Consider the following 19,556-nt stretch of genomic DNA (forward strand, 5'->3'; position numbering starts at 1 on the left):
TCCGTCGAGATGGGCCGGACCGTTACATGCCCAGCACGCGTCGAGAGCACCCGCCCCCGTACGTGCAGAACCGGTGGCTGGATTCGGCACCCGGCCAATCTACAGGCCCGCACGCGCGGAGTTCGTCGGTTGTCACGCCGTCATGTCGAAAGCGGCAATCACCTTGGTAGGTACCAAACGAACGATCAATTCGCCCGGAACTCCGTTGCGTCTGCCGAACTCCTCCCCTCTGTCGCGGCCCATGTACCGCGCTCCGATCTCGGTGGCCGTACGCACCAGTTCTCGGGGATCCTCGTCGATCGAGGCAACGCCCTGCACCTGCACGAACCCGTACGGCGGCTCTTCGAGATCGACGGTCAACACGATCCGAGGGTCCCTGCGAATCGCTCGCCCCTTGGCGGTATCGGCTCCGGTGTTGAACACGATGGAATCGTCCTCGACGACGAACCAGATCGGGGCGACCAGGGGCCGTCCGTCCGAAGCGAGGTAGCCGACCTTTCCGGTGCGGGTACCTGCCGACAGAAACTCTCGCACGCGTGGATCGGTGAAAGACGTCATCGACGTCACGCTACTCGGCCGGACCGACAGGTTCACGTCACCGACGAACTCGGCCAGGACGTGCCGCCCGATCGACGATGCTATGCCGGGCCGACGTGGGTGAGCAGACCGGCACAGATCGTGGCCCGCACCTCCGTGTCGGCCAGATCGTGCGCCGAGCGATACACCGGGTGCTCCTCGAGAACCACGATGTCCGCGACGTCCCGGACGCGGAGCGCAGCGCGGTCGCCGCTCGCCGCCTGCAGTGCCGCGCCGAGAGGAACCGATTCCTCGGCATGCCACGGCGGCCGGTCGTCGTCGGTTCGGAATACCGCCGCCGCGACGCCTGCCAATGGCTCCGGTGGACTCACCGGAGCGTCGGAGCCGAAGAGCAGCGTGGCACCGCTTCGATGAAGCGACCCGTAGCCGTAGGCCACCGAGCGTCGACCTGCCCACAGATCCTCGGCGATGTCGCGGTCGGCCATGGCGTGCTGCGGCTGCACCGACGCCGCAACGCCCAGCGCCGCGAAGCGTGCGATGTCTTCGGGGACGAGCTGCTGCGCGTGTTCGATACGACCTCCGCAACCGGCCCGCTCGAACGCATCGAGCGCAACACCGTTCGCCCGGTCACCGATCGCATGGACAGCAGAGGTGATTCCGCCGCGAGCTGCGCGAGAGACGAGCTCGAACAGTCCGTCGCGGGTCTCGAGCAACAGTCCGTAGGCGTTGTCACCGTCGACGCCCGGGTAGCGATCGTGACAGCAGGCCGTTCTGGTGTTCAGCGAGCCGTCGAGCATGACCTTCAGCGGTCCACGCCTGATCATGTCCGAGACGGCCGAGACGTCGCCGGTGCGCTCCCCACGATCGACCGCTTCGTCGAGCCACTGCGGCCACACCGTGGTGTCGACGCGCACTGCGGGAGATCCGGCCGACAGGCGTCGATCCCAGACCGTCCGGTTGTCCGCGAACTCGAAATCGACGACGCCGGTCACTCCGCGGACCGCCAGTGCCGCGGTGGCGTCGAGCACAGCTCGGTCCAACTCGGCCGGGTCCTCCAAGGCCTCCAGCGCCATGACGGCCTCGAGACCGTCGACGTCACGAAGCACTCCAGTGGGATGGTCGATACCGAGATCGCGCAGCAGCGCCGGACTCAGCCACAGCGTGTGCAGGTCCATGCTCGTCAACGCCACACGCACACCGGGCAGCGCGTTCTCGAGCAGGTCCTTGTGTGGTTCGTCGGGCCACTGCGCGTCCCGAAACCCGTTGGCGCGCACTACGGAATCGCCTGCTGTGCGCGCATAGGGAAACACCAGTGCCACGGCATCGGCCGCCGACGAGGCCGGCCCGACATCGATACGCCGCCGCGCCGCTGCCCATTGCGTCAGATGAACATGACTGTCCACGAAACCCGGCAGGGCCACTCCCCCCGCCCCGTCGACGACCTCGACGCCGCGGGTGCGATCGCTACCGGCCGGGGTGATGGACCCGATGGTCGAGCCGACGAGTTCGATGTCGAAGAGCACGCCGGAATCATCCAGTGCGACATTGGCGATAATCACTCCTGGCACTCTAGAGCGTCGCCCCCGACGCAGGCGCGCATGCCATCCTCTAGCAATGAAGACAGAGCCTGTGGCGATGCAGAAAGATCGGACCGACCCCGTCGGATATCACGCGACCGTCACGGTGCGGTGGTCGGACATGGACGCATTCGCGCACATCAATCACGCGCGGATGGTCACCCTGCTCGAAGAGGCGCGCATCGAATGGCTGCTCAGCGACGGCGAGGCCAACGAAAGCCTGATCAAGAGTGCGTTGATCGCGAACGTCACCATCGCGTACAAGAAGCCGCTTCGGCACTCGGACGGTCCGCTCGACGTCACACTCTGGTTCGAGAAGGTACGTGCGGTCGATTTCACCATCGGCTACGAGGTACGGGCAGCGGGCGCGGCCCCGGATTCGCCGCCTGCGGTGGTGGCGACCACTCGCATGGCGATGGTCGACGTCGGGGCGGAGACTCTGCGCCGGATAGCGCCCGAGGAGAAGGCCTACCTCGCGCGCTGGACTCGCTGATACTCCGCCGCGCGATCTGCGAACCACCGCACCGCCTCCGGATCGTCGACGGCACTGGTGTCGAGAGCAGTTGTCGCGGCAGCACCTTGGAACATTTTCTTGAGCGGCACTTCGAGCTTCTTACCGGTCCGCGTGTGCGGGATCGCGGGCGCTGCGACGATGTCGTCGGGAACGTGCCGCGGGGACGCCTGAGTCCTGATGACGGCAACGATGCGCTCGCGTAGCTCCGCGGTGAGCCCATCCGGGACCACCACGAACAGCGGCATCCAGTATCCCCCGTCGGGCTGTTCCATGCCGAGCACCAGGGCCTCGGTGACCTCGTCGAGAGATTCGACGGCCTGATAGATGTCTGCGCTTCCCATTCGAATCCCGTTGCGGTTCAGCGTCGCATCGGAACGACCGTGCACGACGACGCTGCCGCGTTCGGTCACGGTGATCCAGTCGCCGTGCCGCCAGATGCCCGGATAGGTATCGAAATACGCGTCCCGATAACGGGTTCCGTCGGGATCGTTCCAGAACCGCACCGGCATGGACGGCATCGGTTCGGTGACGACCAGTTCGCCCACTGCGCCGTGCACCGAGTTGCCTGCCTCGTCGTAGGCGTCGAGCGCAACGCCCAGGAACGGAACCGACAACTCGCCCGCCCAGACCGGCACGGTCCGCACTCCCCCGGCGAACGCCGACACCACATCGGTACCACCGGAGATCGAGAACACCGGTACGTGGGCTCCGGCGTTCTCCGACAACCAGATCGACGACGTCGCGGGCATCGCAGACCCGGTGATCCCGATGGCGCGCAGGCTCGAGAGATCGTGATCGGCACCGGGGTGTGCGTCCGCCTTGATGCACGCGAGGACGTACCCGGGGCTGGTACCGAGGTACGTCACACCCTGCGCGGCCGCAATGCCCCACAGCGCATCCGTTCTCGGGAACGCTGGATTTCCGTCGGTGGACACGATCGTGGCACCGACGAGCAGACCGGCCACCTGGAAATTCCACATCATCCAGCTCGGGCTCGTGTACCAGAAGAACACATCGTCGGGTCCTAGATCCGAGTGCAGTGCAACGGATTTGAGATGCTCGAGCAGCACGCCACCATGGCCGTGCACGATCCCCTTGGGCCGTCCCGTGGTCCCCGACGAGAACACGACCCACAACGGGTGATCGAACGGCACTGCGACCGGAGCGAGCTCGCGCGGTGTCGCGGTCGCGTCCGCCCAATTCAGCCTAATCCCCGCGGTTCCCACAGTCCCCGCGCTTCCCACAGCTCCCGCAGCGTCGCCGATCGTGACCACCGTGCGTACCGTCGGCAATCCCTCTGCGAGAGTGTTCACGTCCGCATCTTTGTCGCGGAAGGCCCCTCCGTAGACGTACCCGGACGCGGTGATCAACGCCGCGGGATCGAGCTGCCCCAGTCTGTCGAGCGCTGCCGCCGCCGAGTAGTCCTGCCCACACGCAGCCCATACCGCGCCGAGACTTGCTGTCGCCAGGAAGGCGATGATCGCCTCGGGCACGTTGGGCAGGTATCCGACGACGCGGTCGCCGCGTCGGACGCCCGCGTCGGACAGGGTGCCCGCCAACGCACCGGCCTGGGCGATCATCTCGGACCACGTGACGGTCCGCGTCGAACCGTCCTCGGAGGCATGAACGATGGCGGCTCGATCTCCTCGAGCGTGGCGGACGACTTGATCGACGTAATTCAGCTCGGCACCCGGGAACCACTGCGCCCCCGGCATACCGTGGCCCTCGAGGACCGACGCCGGCTCGGTGGTGGAGCGAATGTCGAAGTAGTCCCACACGGCTTTCCAGAACGATTCGATGTCGTCGATCGACCACCGCCACAACGCTGCGTAGTCGGGCAGCGTCACCTCGTGGCGCTCCTCGACGAACCGGGTGAACTCGGTGACCCGAGCGCGCTCGACGTCGGTATCGGTGGGCGTCCACAGCGCACTGGTCATGGACGTCAGTATGTCAGCCCAACGGCTGGGTTCAGATCAATCCGAGCGAGCGTTCACGCATCTCGACCTTGCGCACCTTGCCGGTGACGGTCATCGGGAACTCGTCGACGACGTGCACGTAGCGCGGAATCTTGTAGTGCGCGAGGCGACCGTCGCAGAACTGCCGCACGGCGTCCGAATCCAGTGGTGCGGCACCGTCTCTGAGCTGTATCCACGCCATCAATTCCTCGCCGTACTTCGCGTCGGGAACACCGATCACCTGAGCGTCGAGGATGTCGGGGTGGGTGTAGAGAAATTCCTCGACCTCGCGGGGATAGATGTTCTCGCCGCCGCGAATCACCATGTCCTTGATGCGCCCGGTGATCGCGACGTAGCCGTCACCGTCCATGACCCCGATGTCGCCGGTGTGCATCCACCCGTCGCTGTCGATCGCTTCTGCGGTCTTGTCGGGCTGCTCCCAGTAACCGATCATCACCGAGTAGCCACGGGTGCACAGTTCACCCGCCTCGCCTCGCGGCAGTGTCTCACCGAGAACGGGGTCGACGATCTTCACCTCCAGATGCGGCCCTACTCGGCCCACTGTCGACACGCGCTGCTCGATCGAATCGTCGCTGCGAGTCTGCAGCGATACCGGCGACGTCTCGGTCATGCCGTAGCAGATGGACACCTCTGCCATTCCCATGCGTTCGATGACCTGCTTCATCACCTCTGTGGGACAGGGTGATCCGGCCATGATTCCGGTACGGAGGCTGCTCAGATCGAATTCGCCGATGTTCTCCAGTGCCAACTCGGCGATGAACATGGTCGGTACGCCGTAGAGCGAGGTGCACTTCTCATCGGCCACGGCCGTCAACGTCGCCACCGGGTCGAACGCGGGACCGGGGATGACCATCGTTGCTCCGTGCGACGTGCACGCGAGATTGCCCATCACCATGCCGAAGCAATGGTAGAACGGCACCGGAATGCAGACCCTGTCGTTCTCGGTGTAATGGCAGAGTTCGCCGACGAAGAAGCCGTTGTTCAGTATGTTTCGATGACTGAGCGTCGCACCCTTCGGGAAACCCGTTGTACCCGAGGTGTATTGGATGTTGATCGCGTCGTCCGGGCGAAGTGTGCTCGACACGTCGGCGACCATCCGCGGAGTCTTCGCCAACGCTCGGTGCCCTCGATCGGTCATTGCTTCCCACTGAATGCTTCCGATGAACAGGACCTCGCGCAGAGTTGTCACCTCCGGTCGCACGTCGTCGATCATGGCCGTGTAGTCGGACCCTTTGAACTCGGTGGCCGACAACAGCACCGAGACACCCGCCTGCCTCAGCACGAACTGCAGCTCGTGCGAGCGGTACGCCGGATTGATGTTGACCAGAATTGCCCCGATCTCCGCCGTCGCATATTGCGCCAGCGTCCATTCGGGGCAGTTCGGTGCCCAGATTCCTACTCGATCGCCTACTTGCACTCCGGCCACGAGGAGCCCCGCCGCCAACAACTCGACGTCCGCCGCGAACTCCGAGTAGGTCCACCGCCTGCCCGATGCGACATCGACGAGGGCATCGCGTTCGGCGTGCCGCTCGACGGTGCGATGCAGGTTTCGGCCGATCGTGTCGTCGAGTATCGCTGTGTCCGAATCTCCGCGGGCGTAACTGTCCATGAGCCTCACGGTAGTGACGCCGGTCACGGCCGGCCACCCCCGAATGGGGGTCCTACTCCAGTGTGATGACGTCCGCAGCCTCGAGCACCTCGGCGCGCGACGTGTCCTTGAGCGCGACGCCGGACCGTCCGAGCTTCCTGGCTCCGGCCAGCAGACCTGCCACGATGCGGGCCGACTGCGCGTACCCCTGCCCCTCGGGCGGGTGGATGTTGGAGATGCAGTTGCGATCGGCGTCGGTACGGCCGGGCTTGGGAAGGTGCGTCAAGTAGATGCCGAGACTGTCCGCGACGGACAGGCCGGGTCGCTCCCCGATGAGAACCAGTACCGTCCGCACGCCCATCGCCGCCGCGATGTGATCACCGAGCGCCACTCGGGCCTCGGTCGCAATGACCGGTGCAGCAATCGAATACCGTTCGGCGAGTTCGGTTTTCAGTGCTTCCACCATGGCGACACCGTGATCCGCCAGGGCCCGGGGAGACAATCCGTCGCTCAGCACGATGCCTATCTCGTCCTCCGAATGTGCAATCGCCGACAGATCCTTCGGCTGACGACCCAGGTCCGGACGACGCAGATACTCGGCCCGGCTCGTCGCCAACGACGTCACCACCGAGGGTGTACCGAGCCCCACCTGCTCCACCCGACGCACGAACTCGTCGACCTCGAGTGGCATGTGCACCGCATCCCGGGCCGCGGCGTGCGCCGAGCGAAACTCGAGCACCCGCGTCGTCGGCAACGAATCGCCTATACGCCCCAGACCGATCCGAGCTTGGGTACTCGCCCGCAACTCACCCCAGAACTCTGCTTCCGGTCGTTCCGCAGGCTCCACTCCCAAATCGGGTCGTTCCGCAGGCTCCACTCCCAAATCGGGTCGTTCCGCAGGCTCCACTCCTGCCGCTTCCGGTCGTTCCGCAGGCGTGCTCATCGCGCACTCATCAAGGCCCGCAGCGGCGATCCCGCGGCATCGACGTCGAGGACTCGGCCGTCGGCGTCCGCCATCCCCAGCCGCGAGAGCCACGACTCGAATTCCGGTGCGGGCCGCAGACCGAGGACCTGTCGCACGTAGAGCACATCGTGGAAGCTCAGGGACTGGTAGCCGAGCATGACGTCATCGGCCCCCGGCACTGCGATGACGAACGCGACGCCGGCCGCACCGAGCAACGTCAGCAACGTGTCCATGTCGTCCTGATCGGCCTCGGCGTGATTGGTGTAGCAGACGTCCACTCCCATCGGCAGTCCGAGGAGCTTGCCGCAGAAGTGATCTTCGAGGCCTGCCCTGATGATCTGCTTGCCGTCGTACAGGTACTCGGGCCCGATGAATCCGACTACGGTGTTGATCAGCAGCGGCTCGAGATCACGGGCCACCGCGTACGCACGCGTCTCGAGTGTCTGCTGATCGACGGGCCGGTCGCCGGTGCCGATGTGCGCTCCCGCCGACAGCGCCGAACCCTGACCCGTCTCGAGATACATGACGTTGTTCCCGACGGTTCCGCGGTGCAACGATCTGCCTGCCTCGTTGGCCTCACGCAGCAACGAAATGTTCACTCCGAAGCTCGAATTGGCACCCTCGGTCCCCGCGATGGACTGGAACACCAGATCGACCGGAACTCCTTTGTCGATCAGTTCCATCGTCGTCGTCACATGAGAGAGGACGCACGACTGTGTCGGGATCTCGAAACGCTGCCGAATCTCGTCGAGCAGATGCAGCAGATCGGCGGTGGCCTGAGGTGAGTCGGTCGCGGGATTGATTCCGATGACCGCGTCACCCGACCCGAGGAGCAGCCCGTCGAGTGTGGCCGCGGCGATGCCACGCGGGTCGTCGGTCGGGTGGTTGGGTTGCAGACGCGTGGTGAGAGTCCCGGGTAGGCCGATCGTCGTCCGGAACGCCGACGTCACCTGCGCGGCCCGAGACACCGCGATCAGATCCTGGTTCCGCATGATCTTGCTGACCGCCGCGACCATCTCGGGTGTCAATCCGGCCGCGACCGATCGCAGTGTCTGGGCCGCATCGGGCCCCGCTGTCACCTGCAGCAGCCAATCCCGAAGACCTCCCACGGTCAGGTGTGAGATGGCCCCGAACGCGATGCGGTCGTGCGAATCGATGATGAGCCTGGTGACCTCGTCGGTTTCGTACGGAACGAGCAGATCGTGCAGGAAGACATCGAGGGAGACCTCGGACAACGCCCACTGCGCGGCAGCCCGTTCGGCATCGGATTCGGCCGCGCAGCCGGCCAATTCGTCACCCGATCGCAGCGGTGTCGCTTTGGCCATCAGGTCGACCAGACCGTCGAACGTGTAGGTGGTCCCGGATACCTGCTGGGTGTAGATCGTCATTCCAGTTCGGCCTCGGCCTCGGCCAGTGCGGCGAACTCCTCGTCGGGCGAGTTGGCGACCAGATGATGTCTGCTGTAGATGCCGAAGTAGGCCATGAACGCGACGAACACTGCCAGACACCACAGTGCCGCAGTGGAATCGACGACGAAGGTGGCGACGACGGCGAGTGCCGCGATGATCAACGCGAATCCGGTGGTCACAACGCCCCCGGGGGTTCGGTACGGCCGTTCCATGTTCGGCTCGTTGCGGCGAAGCACGATGTGGCTGACCATCATCAGAACGTAGCTCAGTGCCGCACCGAACACGGCCATGTTCAGCCACATTCCGCCCTGACCGGTCAGCGAGAGCAGGAATCCGATGACGCCGGGCACGATCAGCGCGAGCGTAGGGGCCTTACGAGAGTTGGTGATGGACAGCGTCTTCGGCAGGTAGCCGGCACGGGACAGCGCGAAGAGCTGACGCGAGTACGCGTACATGATCGAGAAGAAGGACGCGACCAGTCCGGCCAGGCCGATGTAGTTGACGATCTTGCTCGCAGTTCCGTCACCGAGCGCCTCCACCAACGGGTTTCCCGATTCCTTGACGGCGTCGGCCCCGCCCGCTCCGGTCACCAGGAACAGGACGACGGCACCGGTGACGAGCAGTACGCCCATGGCGGCGATGATGCCGCGCGGGACGTTCTTGGTCGGATCCTTGGCCTCCTCGGCGGCCAGCGGCACGCCCTCGATGGCGAGGAAGAACCAGATGGCGAACGGCACAGCCGCCCAGATGCCGAGGTAGCCGAACGGCAGGAATCCCGAGGCCCCGGCCGCGTCGGTGGGGGCGATGTCGGTCAGGTTGCTCGCGTCGAACTGACCGATCGCGGCGATCGCGAAGACGACGAGACCGACCAAGGCGATGCCGGTGATGACGAACATGATCTTGAGTGCTTCGCCCGCGCCGGAGAGGTGGATTCCGATGAACACCGCATAGACCACCAGGTAGACCCACCATCCGTCGGTGATCCCGAACAGTCCGAGCGACTCGACGTACGCACCGATGAATGTCGCGATCGCTGCCGGCGCGATAGCGTACTCGATGAGAATCGCTGTGCCGGTGGCGAATCCACCCCACGGTCCCATGGCCCGGCGGGCGAAGGTGTAGCCGCCGCCTGCCGCGGGCAGAGCAGAGGACATCTCGGCCATTCCGAGGACCATGGCCAGATACATGCCCGCGATGATGATCGCGGCGATGAGCAGACCGCCGAAGCCGCCCTCTGCCAGGCCCAAGTTCCAGCCGGAGTAGTCGCCGGAGATGACGTAGCTGACACCGAGGCCCGCGAGAAGTACCCACCCGGCGGTTCCCTTCTTCAGGGTTCTCTTGGCCAGGTAGTCACCGCCCTCGACGTGCGACTGTGTGCCCTCGTAGGAGCCGGATTTCGGGTGAGGCGACTGGGGATCTTTCACGGACATTGCAAGCCTCTCGTACCAGGTCCCTCGCGAGGGGACGCCCATTCGGGTGTGTGGGGCGCGCGAACCGGTTCACGATAGGTCCGTGATGTAAGCGGGGTGTCATCGGTGAATGACGGGCGAATTACGGCTGCTGTGCAACCGCATTCACGTCACCGATATCTCCCTCGTCCGGTTCTGCGACTGTCAGTACTGCGTCCACCACAGCTCTGTTGGTTTCCAGCTCACGCTCCAGCCGCCGGAGCGTGTGCGCGATGCGTGACTCTGCGAAGTCACCGACGAGATCGACACTCGCCACCACGTAGATCTGTTTGGGACCGACGAACTCGATGCGAACGAACCGGACCGACGCCACCTCGGGGAGTAGCTCGATTCGCTGCACTACCGCGTTCCATAATGCTCGCGATCCTGGTTCGCCGGTGAGGAATCGGCGGTTTCGATCGATCAGCACGAACGCCACGATCCCGAGTAGAACGCCCACCAGAATCGAGCCGATGGCGTCGAACGCCGCCGAACCGGTGAGCTGGTGCAAACCGATTCCCGCACCGGCGATCACGATGCCGATCAGAGCCGCGCTGTCCTCCGCGAACACTGCCCGCAGCGTCGGATCCGAGGTCTCCAACGCGTAATCGAGAAAGTCCTTGTCGTATTGCGCTGCCTCGCCGCGTATTTGCCGTACCGACTGCAGGAAGGACACGCCCTCGAGCAGAAAGGCGATGGCGAGCACGACGTAGGCGACGAGGTAGTTCTCACTGCTCGACTCGCCCGCGAGCAACGAGGTGATGCCGTGCCATACCGAGACCGCCGCACCGGCGACGAACAAGCCGATGGCCGCGAGCGTCGACCAGAAGTACGTCTCCCGGCCGTACCCGAGCGGCCGCCGATCGTCGGGCCCGCGCGCCCCGCGGCGATTGGCGACGAGCAGGAAGATCTCGTTACCGGTGTCGGCCCAGGAGTGAGCGGCCTCGGCGACCATCGACGCAGACCCGGTGAACACCGCCGCGAACGTCTTGGCAATGGCTACACCGAGGTTGGCGACGAACGCGATCACCACGGTGCGCAGGCTGTCGTCGCCGTCGGCCGCGTCGGTTTTCGATGAGCTCTTCATCGTTCGCACTGTATGCGCTGCGCGCAGTGGTGCGGTTATGTGCCGCCTGGGGCACACCGGAGTGTAGCCCGCGGAACGACCCGGAAGCGGAGCCGCACCACTGCCGTAGGCACTCAGCCCTGGAGCATTCCCGGCACAGGACAGGCGTCGACGGCCTCGGCGACCACGAGTGGGTCGTCGGGTACCGGCGGTCGTCGGCCCTCTTCCCAGTCGACTCCGACGAGAGGTGGATGCGCGGCGAGAAGTTCGTTCTCCTCCGGGGTGTAGGCGCGCCCACGGCTCAGGAACCGCACGCCTTCGGGCGATTCGAGCGAGAATCCGCCGCCGCGGCCCGGCACCACGTCGAGTACGAGTTGGGTGTGTTTCCACGCTTGGAACTGCGAACCCGAGATCCACACCGGTACGCCGTCGACACCCTCGGGGAGGTCCTGGGCGATCTCGCCCACTCCGAGCCTGAGGTCGATGTACCCGAGCAGAACGTCGCGATCGCCGACGATGAATTCGCCTGCGGGATAACACATCGGCGACGAGCCGTCACAGCATCCGCCGGACTGATGCATCATCAGTTCGCCGTGGATACCGCCGAGGCGACGGAGAAGATCCATCGCCTCGGCGGTTGTCTTCAGCCGCGCGGGCGGCCGAGCGTTCTCCATCAGAAGAAGCCCTGCGCCTTCTGGGCGTAGCTCACGAGCAGGTTCTTGGTCTGCTGGTAGTGATCGAGCATCATCTTGTGGTTTTCGCGACCGATACCCGACTGCTTGTAGCCGCCGAACGCGGCGTGCGCGGGGTACTGGTGGTAGGTGTTGGTCCACACTCGGCCGGCCTTGATGTCGCGGCCCGCCCGGTAGGCAACGCCGCCGTCGCGGGACCAGACGCCTGCGCCCAGTCCGTAGAGGGTGTCGTTGGCGATGTCGATGGCGTCGTCGTAGTCCTTGAACGACGTCACCGACACGACCGGTCCGAAGATCTCTTCCTGGAAGATGCGCATGTCGTTCTTGCCCGTGAAGATCGTCGGCTGCACGTAGTAACCACCGTTGAGGTCGCCGCCGAGCTGTGCGCGTTCGCCGCCGGTGACGACCTGTGCGCCCTCGCCCTTGCCGATCTCGATGTACGAGAGGATCTTCTCGAGCTGATCGTTGGACGCCTGGGCACCGATCATCGTCTCGGTGTCGAGCGGATCACCCTGCCGCACAGCCTTCGTGCGGATCGCGGCCAGTGCGAGGAACTCGTCGAAGATGTCAGCCTGGATCAACGAACGCGACGGGCAGGTGCACACCTCGCCCTGGTTCAGGGCGAACATCGTGAAGCCTTCGAGGGCCTTGTCCTGGTAGTCGTCGTTGGCCTGGAGCACGTCGGAGAAAAAGACGTTGGGGCTCTTGCCACCGAGTTCGAGCGTGACCGGGATCAGGTTCTGCGACGCGTACTGCATGATCAGGCGGCCGGTGGTGGTCTCGCCGGTGAAGGCGATCTTGGCGATGCGCGGGCTCGACGCCAGCGGCTTTCCTGCCTCCACACCGAATCCGTTGACGATGTTGATCACGCCCGGGGGCAGGAGGTCGCCGATGATCGAGATCAGGTGCAGGATCGAGGCGGGAGTCTGCTCGGCGGGCTTGAGCACCACGGCGTTACCGGCAGCGAGCGCGGGCGCGAGCTTCCAGACGGCCATGAGAATGGGGAAGTTCCACGGAATGATCTGTCCGACGACGCCCAGCGGCTCGTGGAAGTGGTAAGCGACGGTGTCGCTGTCGATCTCGGACAGTGAGCCTTCCTGCGCACGGATGCAGCCGGCGAAGTACCGGAAGTGATCCACCGCGAGGGGGATGTCGGCGTTGAGGGTCTCGCGGATCGGCTTGCCGTTGTCCCAGGACTCGGCCAGAGCGATCGACTCGAGGTTCTCGGCGATGCGGTCGGCGATCTTGTTGAGGATCACGGCGCGTTCGGCCGCGGACGTCTTGCCCCAGGCGGGAGCGGCGGCGTGCGCGGCATCGAGGGCGAGTTCGATGTCCTCGGACGTGGAACGGGCGACCTCGCAGAAGTTCTCACCGGTGACCGGAGTCGGGTTCTCGAAGTACTGGCCCTTGACCGGTGGCACCCATTCGCCGCCGATCCAGTTGTCGTAGCGCGACTGGAACGACATGACGGAATCGGCGGTACCTGGACGGGCATAGACGGACATTGAAAATCCTCCTGATCGACACGTGCTGCACTGCTGATGCGGTGTGTGATTCAGGACACTAGGGGGTGCAACGTTGCAACTACGTTGCCGTCACTCCGACGGCACCGCCGCGACGGGTGCGTCAGACTCCGAGATCGCGGTCGAGCAGGTCGATACGTGCGCTGACCTGGCCGTAGAGTGCGGAATCGCGGCTCAGCGTGGCGCGATAGGCCTCCCATGCGATCACGTCGGATCGACCGTGAATGGAGGAGGTCCACTGGGCGAGCAACACCGGATCCCCCAGCCGCAACAGTGCAGCCTGCATACGAGACCGCAATTCTTCGCGAATCTCCTCGATGCCGGGTGCGGACGAGCCGGGCAACACCGGTCCGGTGTAGATCCGCAGAGCCGCCTCGACGTCGCCGCGGTCCAGGGCACGTCGGATGTCGCCGACATCGGAGGACAACTCGCCGACCAATCGGTACGGCCGGGATGCGAGGCCTGCGGTACCGAAAGACTTACGCAGCCGCGACATCTCTGCGCGGATGGTCACCGAATCGAGTTCCTGCTCGTCGAGCAGGACGGCGAGATGGTCCGAACTGAGCCCCTCCGGATGATCGCCGAGCAACAGGAGAATCTCGGCGTGCCGCTGTGAGAGAGGCGTTCGACCCGAGCCGCGTACCACTCCGGGCCGGCCGGATCCGAGGACCTCGAGACGAGGAGCGGTATCGCCCAACGATTTCGGCGAGTTCAACAGGTGCAGGCGTAACTCGGACTCGGCGGCTGCGACGGTAGCCCGCACCAGCGAGAGCACCTCGGGTACGGCCACCCGCGGCCCGCCGGTGATGTCGATGGCTCCCAGGATGTGGCCGCTGGTGGGGTGATGGACCGGTGCTGCCGAGCAACTCCATTCGTGGACCGATCGCGAGAAGTGCTCGGACGCGAAGATCTGCACGCTGTGATCGACGGCGAGTGCCGTTCCCGGAGCGTTGGTCCCCTTGCTCTCCTCGCTCCAATCGACGCCCTCGGCGAAATCCATCGTCAGCGCGCGGTCCTTGGCCGAGGAATCGCCCTCGACCCACAACAACCGGCCCTCCGCGTCGGAGATCGCGACGAGCAGACCGGTGTCGGAGGCGTCCTCGACGAGCAGTTTGCGGATCACCGGGCGGATGAGTGCCATCGGATGCCCGTTGCGATAGCGGTCGAGGTCCGGTCCGCTCAGGGCCGGTGCCTGACTACCGCCGTCCGGGTCGACGCCCTTGGTTCGACTTCGCATCCACGAGTCGAGTACGACGGACCGCACCGCCGAGCCGTGAGTACGGATGTCGTCGACGAAAGATTGATGGGCACTGGACATTTGGCGCGCCAGCACAGTGACATCCTCACCGGGACGCACTGCGACCCAGGGGTTGCCGCCACTGTCCGATCGGCTTGCCATTCGACGCTTCCTCCGTGACCTGTCCACATCGTTGTAACCCAGCTCACAGGCAAGGATACAGCCGCTGTCGACGGGTGCGACCGGGGCCGGTCCCGTCGACGACGACGGCTACTTCTTCTTGACGGCGGAGGTGATGATGTCGTTGCTGGTGTCGCCACTCGACTTCGCTCGCTTGTCGGCGCGCTTGTCCTTGAGCGATTTGCCGGATTTCTTGGTCATCGTGTTGCGGGGCGATTTGTCCGACATGGCAGAAACCCATCTGTTGGGGAACCTGAACGGTCCCCAGACCACGAACGCTACGCCTTACGCGCCGCGATCGTGCCGATCGATCAGCGCCGCGGCCCGTTCGGCGAACATGACGGCCGTTGCGTGGGGCCCTCTGCTGGGCACTACCGGGAACGCCGAGGTGTCGATGACGTACACGCCGTCGACCCCACGCACCCGACAATGGTCGTCCAGAACCGACCCCGGATCCGATTCGGGCCCCATTCGGGCGCTCCCGGACAGGTGCAACGACGTACCGAGTGGCGCGAGCGGATCGGCGATGGCGGGAACGTCCACGGCCGACGCCATGGCCGGGGATCGGAGCAGGTCGACGGCGAGTTCGACCCCGTCTCGCATCGCCCGACGGTCCTGTTCCGATTCGAGGTAGTGGTAGTTCACCGCGGGAGGAGTGAACGCGTCCGCCGTGCGCAACACGATGCGTCCTCGCGCGGTCGAACGCATCAGACCGACGCCGAACGAGTGCGGCCCCACGTCCAGTCCGGGTATCAATTCGTCGAACCGCCTCGTGTACGGCCGGATTTCCACGTCGCCCGCATGCAGCACCGCCTCGAGCGGAGACGACAACCGATCATCGGGGGAATGTTCGGGGGAACGTTTCGGAACGACGGGAACGGCGACCTCGGGGTGGTCGGAGAATCCGCGACCCACACCCGGACTGGCAACCACCATCGAGATACCCAGCGGGACAAGATTTTCGGGGTCACCGATACCCGACCGCATCAGCAGCGCGGGCGTGTGCACGGACCCGGCCGCCACGATCACGGTATCGGCTCGGACGATACTGCGCACTCCGCCGACGACGATCTCGACTCCGATCACCCTGCTGCCGTTGAACTTCAACGACACCACTGTCGTATCACCCTGAACACGAAGGTTCGTCCGGTCGGCATTCGGCAGGAGGTATGCCCGGGCCGCGCTCACCCTCAGCCCGCCCAGAACGTTCGAGGGAACAGCACCGACTCCGCCCGCCCCCGCATCGGGAGCGTTCAGGTCCTCGCGATAGCCGATCCCGGCGTTCGTCGCCGAGTCCACGAACGCGGCCGTCAGCCGATGCCAGGCCCGCGCGGGTGGTCGGGTGATCGGCATCAGCCCGTCCGATCCGTGCCATCGACGGTCGACGCCGGTACCGCCGGCGGCATCGATGTCGAGATCGGTCTCGGAACGACGAAAGAACGGCAGCACCTGATCGAACGACCAGTTCGACTGTGGCCACGCCTCGAAGTCGGCGGGGATCGCCCGGACGAAGTAGCCACCGTTGACGGCACCGGATCCACCGAGCACTCGGCCTCGCGTCACCGTGCGCGTGACGTCGCGGGTGAGTTCGGCGGTGTAGCGGCTCACCCACCGGCTGTCCGGACCGATGGGGAGCGTCGTCGAGTCGCCCAGGCTGCGCGGAATGTCGTCGACCCCCGCAGATGCCGGCCCGGCTTCGAGCAGCAAAACTGAGCGGTCGGGATTCTCGCTCAGTCGCGCGGCGACGACGCAACCGCACGACCCGCCTCCGACGACGATGACGTCGGCGTCGAGTGGACTTCCCTCGTCGTCGGCCCGGCCTTCCAGGCGCACGGGTCAGCCGTCCAGGCGGGGCTTCAACGCCTCGATGGAACGAGCCGACAGCGCGCCGCTCCACAGCCCGGTTCCGTACGCGATGTCGTCGGCGCGTTTGAAGAAGATGTATCGAACCGGATCGAGCCCGCCCAGTTCACGATGCTTGTACCAATCCGAACACGCTTCTGCCACAGCCATACCGAGCGCGATCTTCCGGATACGGCTCGACAACAACACCGCGAGCAACGTGATCGGCCAATAATGTCGACACAGCGCCGAGGCAAGTTGCCACAACCCCGCCACGAAACCCTCGGCAGCGAGAACGGCCGCGATGCGGGTGGGCTGATCGAGACCGACGAACATCTTGCGCAGCCGAACGACCGTGACCCCGAAACTGGCCAGAGCGCCGAGCAATCCGATACGCGTCAGACTGGCGGCGAGCAGACACGTCACCAACGTCCACGGCGACATCGCGATCGGCGGCACCATGCCCGGATGACGCGCGGACAACGGCGTGGCACCGGTGCCGTAGAACAGTTTGCGGGCGAACCATTCGACGAAGGCGACGCGGTGCTCGTGCGCCACGTGGGCCACGGGCTCGTAGCGCAGTCGCCAGCCCGCCTCCTGCAGACGCCAGCACAGATCGACGTCCTCGGCCACGTGCATCGACTCGTCGAACCCGTGGCATTCCACCGCAGCAGACCGGCGAAGCAACATGGCGGCACTGGGTACGTACGACACCGCGCTCCCTGCGCGCACCGCCGCTTCCTTGCGTCCGAGGTCGAGCGAGGAGCGGGCGTGCTCGTAGCGGGCCAGTGCGCTGCCCTCGGGCTCCAGCGCGACGATTCGGGGTGCCACCAGGCCCACCGCCGGATCCGAGAAGTGCCCGAGCATCACCTCGAGCCAGCCCTTGCGAGGTACCACGTCCGAGTCCAGAAAAGCAACGAAATCTGTTGTAGCGCAACGTAGTCCAGTATTACGTGCGGCCGCCGGCCCGCGTGAGGTCTCGTGCCGCAGCACCGTCACGCTACCCACGCTCCACGACACGGCAGGAACCGCCACCGGGACGTCGGATCCGTCGTCGACGATGATCACGTGCATGCCGTGCATCGCCGTGATCAGCCGCGCGAGCCCGGCCTCGTTGTTCTTGAGCGGCACCACGACGGTGACATCACTGGGCGACGGGATGGACATGGGCCGCGGGTTGCCCACCCCCGAGTCGAGCAGTTTGCGCGCCACGAGGGCGGACTGCGAGTCGGTCACCTCGATGAAACCGTCACCGATCATTGCCGCGGCCGTCGGTGCCAACGTGAGCATCCGCATCGGTGAACCACCGATCAGAACGCGCCCCTCGGAGAATGTGCGTACGCGTGGATCCACTCGCACCCCGAAGCCGTCAGGCAACCGACCTTCACCCATCAGGGCATCGTAAGCGGACAAACGGTCGGTGTGTCGGCCACCCGGTAAATCGGTCGGAACATACCTGCTCCCCGTTTCTGTTCGAGGCCTCGAACAGGCTTTCCGCCGGTTCTGTACCGCGATCGCTCACACGATGACGCCGTGCGGGGACGGACTCCATCTCTGCACCGCACCCAGCACGCGGTCCCGCAGTTGCTCGAAAATGAGCCGTCCCTCCTCGGCGGTGGCCCCGAGGGGATTGCCGAGCACACCGTTGGCCGTGACGGGGGCCAGGCCACCGGCGCGCAGCTCGGGCAGTAGAGCCGCGATCTCGGTGGTGTTTCCCGGTGCCGCTTTCGTCATGTCGACCACATCGGCCGAAAGATGCAGCAGCAGCGATGTTTCGGTGCGTCCGGCATGCGCGTCCGCTCCCGGCACCGAGCACGGGAACCATACGACGTCGCGCCCCTCGTAGCGCAACAGCGTCACCGCCGAGCGCAGGGTGGGACCGTTGCCGCCGTGGCCGTTGACGAAGACGACCCTCTCTGCCCACCGGCACGCGGAGCGCCCGTACTCCACCAACAGCGCCTCGAGCGCGGCGGACCCGATGGACACGGTGCCGCCGAAGCCCTCGTGCTCGCCGCTGGAGCCGTACGCCACCGCGGGTGCCACGAGAGCGTTCGGAACTATTCGCGCGACGGCGTCGGCGATGCGGGTATCGGTATCGAGAGGTAGGTGCGGCCCGTGTTGCTCGAGCGAGCCGACCGGAACCACGAGAAGCTTCGGTCCGACGATGTCCGGCCAGTACTGGGTACCGAGCGTGTCAGTGGCCATGAGTGCAGATGCTATCGGACGGAACCGAGCCGTCACGCGGACGAAACACACGGCCGATAATCTTCGATTCGTGCCACCCCGCCGTCGGTCGATATTGCTCTCGCAATTGTCCATATCGGCACCGGGTGGCCCGCAGCCGACAATTCTGGACGAGCTCCGACGCGTCATCCTGGCCGGTGACGCTCCGCCGAATACACCCATTCCGATAGACGAGGTCGCGGAATTGTTCGGCGTGAGCCGCATTCCGGTACGCGAATCCCTGAAGACTCTGATCGGCGAGGGATTGGTCGACCATCGACCCAATCTCGGCTACCGAGTGGCGCAGCTGACAGCGGCTGAACTGCGCGAAATGTACATCGTGCGTGAGGTTCTCGAAACTGCCGCACTCCCGATCGCGGTAGAACAGGCCACCGATGCCGATCGCGCGCACCTGATCGAGATCAACCGGCAGCTCGAGGCCTCGTTGACCGAGGACGACTCACGCGAGTACCACCGCCTCTCTCGCGAATTCCACCTGTCGCTGACCCGGCCTTCGCGGATGCACCGACTCCTGCACATGCTCGAATCCGCCTGGAACATCACCGAACCCGTGCAACCGATGGTGCATGTCGCCGGGTCCGATCGGGCGTCACTGCACGACGACCACGCCGACATGATCGCCGCCTTCCTCGATCGCGACTCCGACGCACTGTTGCGCGCTGCCCAGCACCATCACACGCGTCTCAATTCGGTCATTTCGACATTGTCGAACGATCACGGATTGTTTGCCGATCCACCCACGGAAACGCCGGGCTGAAG

Annotated in this window: 17 protein-coding genes; 2 read left to right on the forward strand and 15 right to left on the reverse strand. The window is 65.3% G+C overall.

Going from position 1 to position 19,556, the window contains the following annotated elements:
• Positions 1 to 132: 132 nt before the first annotated feature.
• Both JLZ96_RS05135 and JLZ96_RS05140 read right to left on the reverse strand, forming a co-directional pair.
• Positions 133 to 558 carry a PPOX class F420-dependent oxidoreductase gene (locus JLZ96_RS05135; RefSeq protein ID WP_027496298.1) on the reverse strand — a complete coding sequence of 142 codons (426 nt, stop codon included), beginning with the start codon at positions 556 to 558 and terminating at the stop codon, positions 133 to 135.
• An 80-nt stretch (positions 559 to 638) separates the two neighbouring features.
• Positions 639 to 2,096 carry an amidohydrolase gene (locus JLZ96_RS05140; RefSeq protein WP_201009593.1) on the reverse strand — a complete coding sequence of 486 codons (1,458 nt, stop codon included), beginning with the start codon at positions 2,094 to 2,096 and terminating at the stop codon, positions 639 to 641.
• A 55-nt stretch (positions 2,097 to 2,151) separates the two neighbouring features.
• Between JLZ96_RS05140 and JLZ96_RS05145 the strand changes: the two genes are divergently transcribed.
• Complete coding sequence (locus JLZ96_RS05145) at positions 2,152 to 2,607, forward strand: thioesterase family protein (RefSeq protein WP_236253837.1); 456 nt, start codon at positions 2,152 to 2,154, stop codon at positions 2,605 to 2,607.
• On the opposite strand, the gene JLZ96_RS05150 is transcribed toward JLZ96_RS05145, so the two are convergent.
• From JLZ96_RS05150 to mftE, 13 genes are all read right to left on the reverse strand, one after another.
• A complete protein-coding gene (locus JLZ96_RS05150) occupies positions 2,583 to 4,565 on the reverse strand; it encodes an acetoacetate--CoA ligase (RefSeq protein WP_201009594.1) in 1,983 nt (660 codons plus the stop codon). The genes JLZ96_RS05145 and JLZ96_RS05150 overlap by 25 nt on opposite strands.
• A gap of 31 nt (positions 4,566 to 4,596) precedes the next feature.
• Positions 4,597 to 6,213 carry an AMP-binding protein gene (locus JLZ96_RS05155; RefSeq protein WP_201009595.1) on the reverse strand — a complete coding sequence of 539 codons (1,617 nt, stop codon included), beginning with the start codon at positions 6,211 to 6,213 and terminating at the stop codon, positions 4,597 to 4,599.
• A gap of 52 nt (positions 6,214 to 6,265) precedes the next feature.
• On the reverse strand, positions 6,266 to 7,039 hold the full coding sequence (gene eutC / locus JLZ96_RS05160; protein ID WP_037220145.1) for an ethanolamine ammonia-lyase subunit EutC: 774 nt from the start codon (positions 7,037 to 7,039) through the stop codon (positions 6,266 to 6,268).
• Positions 7,040 to 7,131: 92 nt separating this feature from the next.
• The gene (locus tag JLZ96_RS05165) at positions 7,132 to 8,544 is read right to left on the reverse strand and encodes an ethanolamine ammonia-lyase subunit EutB (RefSeq protein WP_032383548.1); all 1,413 of its coding nucleotides are present in this window, start codon (positions 8,542 to 8,544) and stop codon (positions 7,132 to 7,134) included.
• Positions 8,541 to 9,995 carry an ethanolamine permease gene (gene eat / locus JLZ96_RS05170; protein ID WP_201009596.1) on the reverse strand — a complete coding sequence of 485 codons (1,455 nt, stop codon included), beginning with the start codon at positions 9,993 to 9,995 and terminating at the stop codon, positions 8,541 to 8,543. Before eat ends, JLZ96_RS05165 begins: the two co-directional genes overlap by 4 nt.
• A gap of 121 nt (positions 9,996 to 10,116) precedes the next feature.
• Positions 10,117 to 11,100, reverse strand: a complete 984-nt coding sequence (locus JLZ96_RS05175) for a cation diffusion facilitator family transporter (protein WP_201009597.1) — start codon at positions 11,098 to 11,100, stop codon at positions 10,117 to 10,119.
• Between the two features lie 113 nt (positions 11,101 to 11,213).
• Positions 11,214 to 11,753, reverse strand: coding sequence for a DUF779 domain-containing protein (locus JLZ96_RS05180; RefSeq protein WP_027496285.1), 540 nt, complete (start codon positions 11,751 to 11,753; stop codon positions 11,214 to 11,216).
• Entirely contained in the window at positions 11,753 to 13,276 is a 1,524-nt protein-coding gene (locus tag JLZ96_RS05185) for an aldehyde dehydrogenase family protein (RefSeq protein ID WP_027496284.1), read from the reverse strand. The genes JLZ96_RS05180 and JLZ96_RS05185 overlap by 1 nt, the downstream gene beginning before the upstream one ends.
• Positions 13,277 to 13,397: 121 nt before the next feature.
• Complete coding sequence (locus tag JLZ96_RS05190) at positions 13,398 to 14,693, reverse strand: transcriptional regulator (protein WP_027496283.1); 1,296 nt, start codon at positions 14,691 to 14,693, stop codon at positions 13,398 to 13,400.
• Between the two features lie 108 nt (positions 14,694 to 14,801).
• Positions 14,802 to 14,939, reverse strand: coding sequence for a hypothetical protein (locus tag JLZ96_RS05195; protein ID WP_167326762.1), 138 nt, complete (start codon positions 14,937 to 14,939; stop codon positions 14,802 to 14,804).
• A 57-nt stretch (positions 14,940 to 14,996) separates the two neighbouring features.
• Positions 14,997 to 16,544 (reverse strand): mycofactocin system GMC family oxidoreductase MftG, encoded by a 1,548-nt coding sequence (gene mftG / locus JLZ96_RS05200; RefSeq protein ID WP_236253839.1) that lies wholly within the window; start codon positions 16,542 to 16,544, stop codon positions 14,997 to 14,999.
• Between the two features lie 3 nt (positions 16,545 to 16,547).
• Complete coding sequence (mftF, locus tag JLZ96_RS05205) at positions 16,548 to 17,945, reverse strand: mycofactocin biosynthesis glycosyltransferase MftF (protein WP_027496281.1); 1,398 nt, start codon at positions 17,943 to 17,945, stop codon at positions 16,548 to 16,550.
• A 126-nt stretch (positions 17,946 to 18,071) separates the two neighbouring features.
• On the reverse strand, positions 18,072 to 18,758 hold the full coding sequence (gene mftE, locus JLZ96_RS05210) for a mycofactocin biosynthesis peptidyl-dipeptidase MftE (protein WP_201009598.1): 687 nt from the start codon (positions 18,756 to 18,758) through the stop codon (positions 18,072 to 18,074).
• Positions 18,759 to 18,828: 70 nt separating this feature from the next.
• Between mftE and JLZ96_RS05215 the strand changes: the two genes are divergently transcribed.
• A complete protein-coding gene (locus JLZ96_RS05215; protein ID WP_032371147.1) occupies positions 18,829 to 19,554 on the forward strand; it encodes a GntR family transcriptional regulator in 726 nt (241 codons plus the stop codon).
• The last annotated feature ends 2 nt before the right edge of the window (positions 19,555 to 19,556 follow it).

This window comes from Rhodococcus sp. NKCM2511 (assembly GCF_014905595.1).
GTDB lineage: Bacteria > Actinomycetota > Actinomycetes > Mycobacteriales > Mycobacteriaceae > Rhodococcoides > Rhodococcoides fascians.

Coding starts and splice junctions, on each gene's coding strand:
- JLZ96_RS05145 (WP_236253837.1), top strand. CDS start 2,152: ATGAAGACAGAGCCTGTGGCGATGCAGAAAGATCGGACCGACCCCGTC.
- JLZ96_RS05180 (WP_027496285.1), bottom strand. CDS start 11,753: ATGGAGAACGCTCGGCCGCCCGCGCGGCTGAAGACAACCGCCGAGGCG.
- JLZ96_RS05185 (WP_027496284.1), bottom strand. CDS start 13,276: ATGTCCGTCTATGCCCGTCCAGGTACCGCCGATTCCGTCATGTCGTTC.
- eat (WP_201009596.1), bottom strand. CDS start 9,995: ATGTCCGTGAAAGATCCCCAGTCGCCTCACCCGAAATCCGGCTCCTAC.
- JLZ96_RS05190 (WP_027496283.1), bottom strand. CDS start 14,693: ATGGCAAGCCGATCGGACAGTGGCGGCAACCCCTGGGTCGCAGTGCGT.
- mftF (WP_027496281.1), bottom strand. CDS start 17,945: ATGGGTGAAGGTCGGTTGCCTGACGGCTTCGGGGTGCGAGTGGATCCA.
- JLZ96_RS05150 (WP_201009594.1), bottom strand. CDS start 4,565: ATGACCAGTGCGCTGTGGACGCCCACCGATACCGACGTCGAGCGCGCT.
- JLZ96_RS05165 (WP_032383548.1), bottom strand. CDS start 8,544: ATGACGATCTACACCCAGCAGGTATCCGGGACCACCTACACGTTCGAC.
- JLZ96_RS05155 (WP_201009595.1), bottom strand. CDS start 6,213: ATGGACAGTTACGCCCGCGGAGATTCGGACACAGCGATACTCGACGAC.
- JLZ96_RS05195 (WP_167326762.1), bottom strand. CDS start 14,939: ATGTCGGACAAATCGCCCCGCAACACGATGACCAAGAAATCCGGCAAA.
- mftE (WP_201009598.1), bottom strand. CDS start 18,758: ATGGCCACTGACACGCTCGGTACCCAGTACTGGCCGGACATCGTCGGA.
- JLZ96_RS05175 (WP_201009597.1), bottom strand. CDS start 11,100: ATGAAGAGCTCATCGAAAACCGACGCGGCCGACGGCGACGACAGCCTG.
- JLZ96_RS05135 (WP_027496298.1), bottom strand. CDS start 558: ATGACGTCTTTCACCGATCCACGCGTGCGAGAGTTTCTGTCGGCAGGT.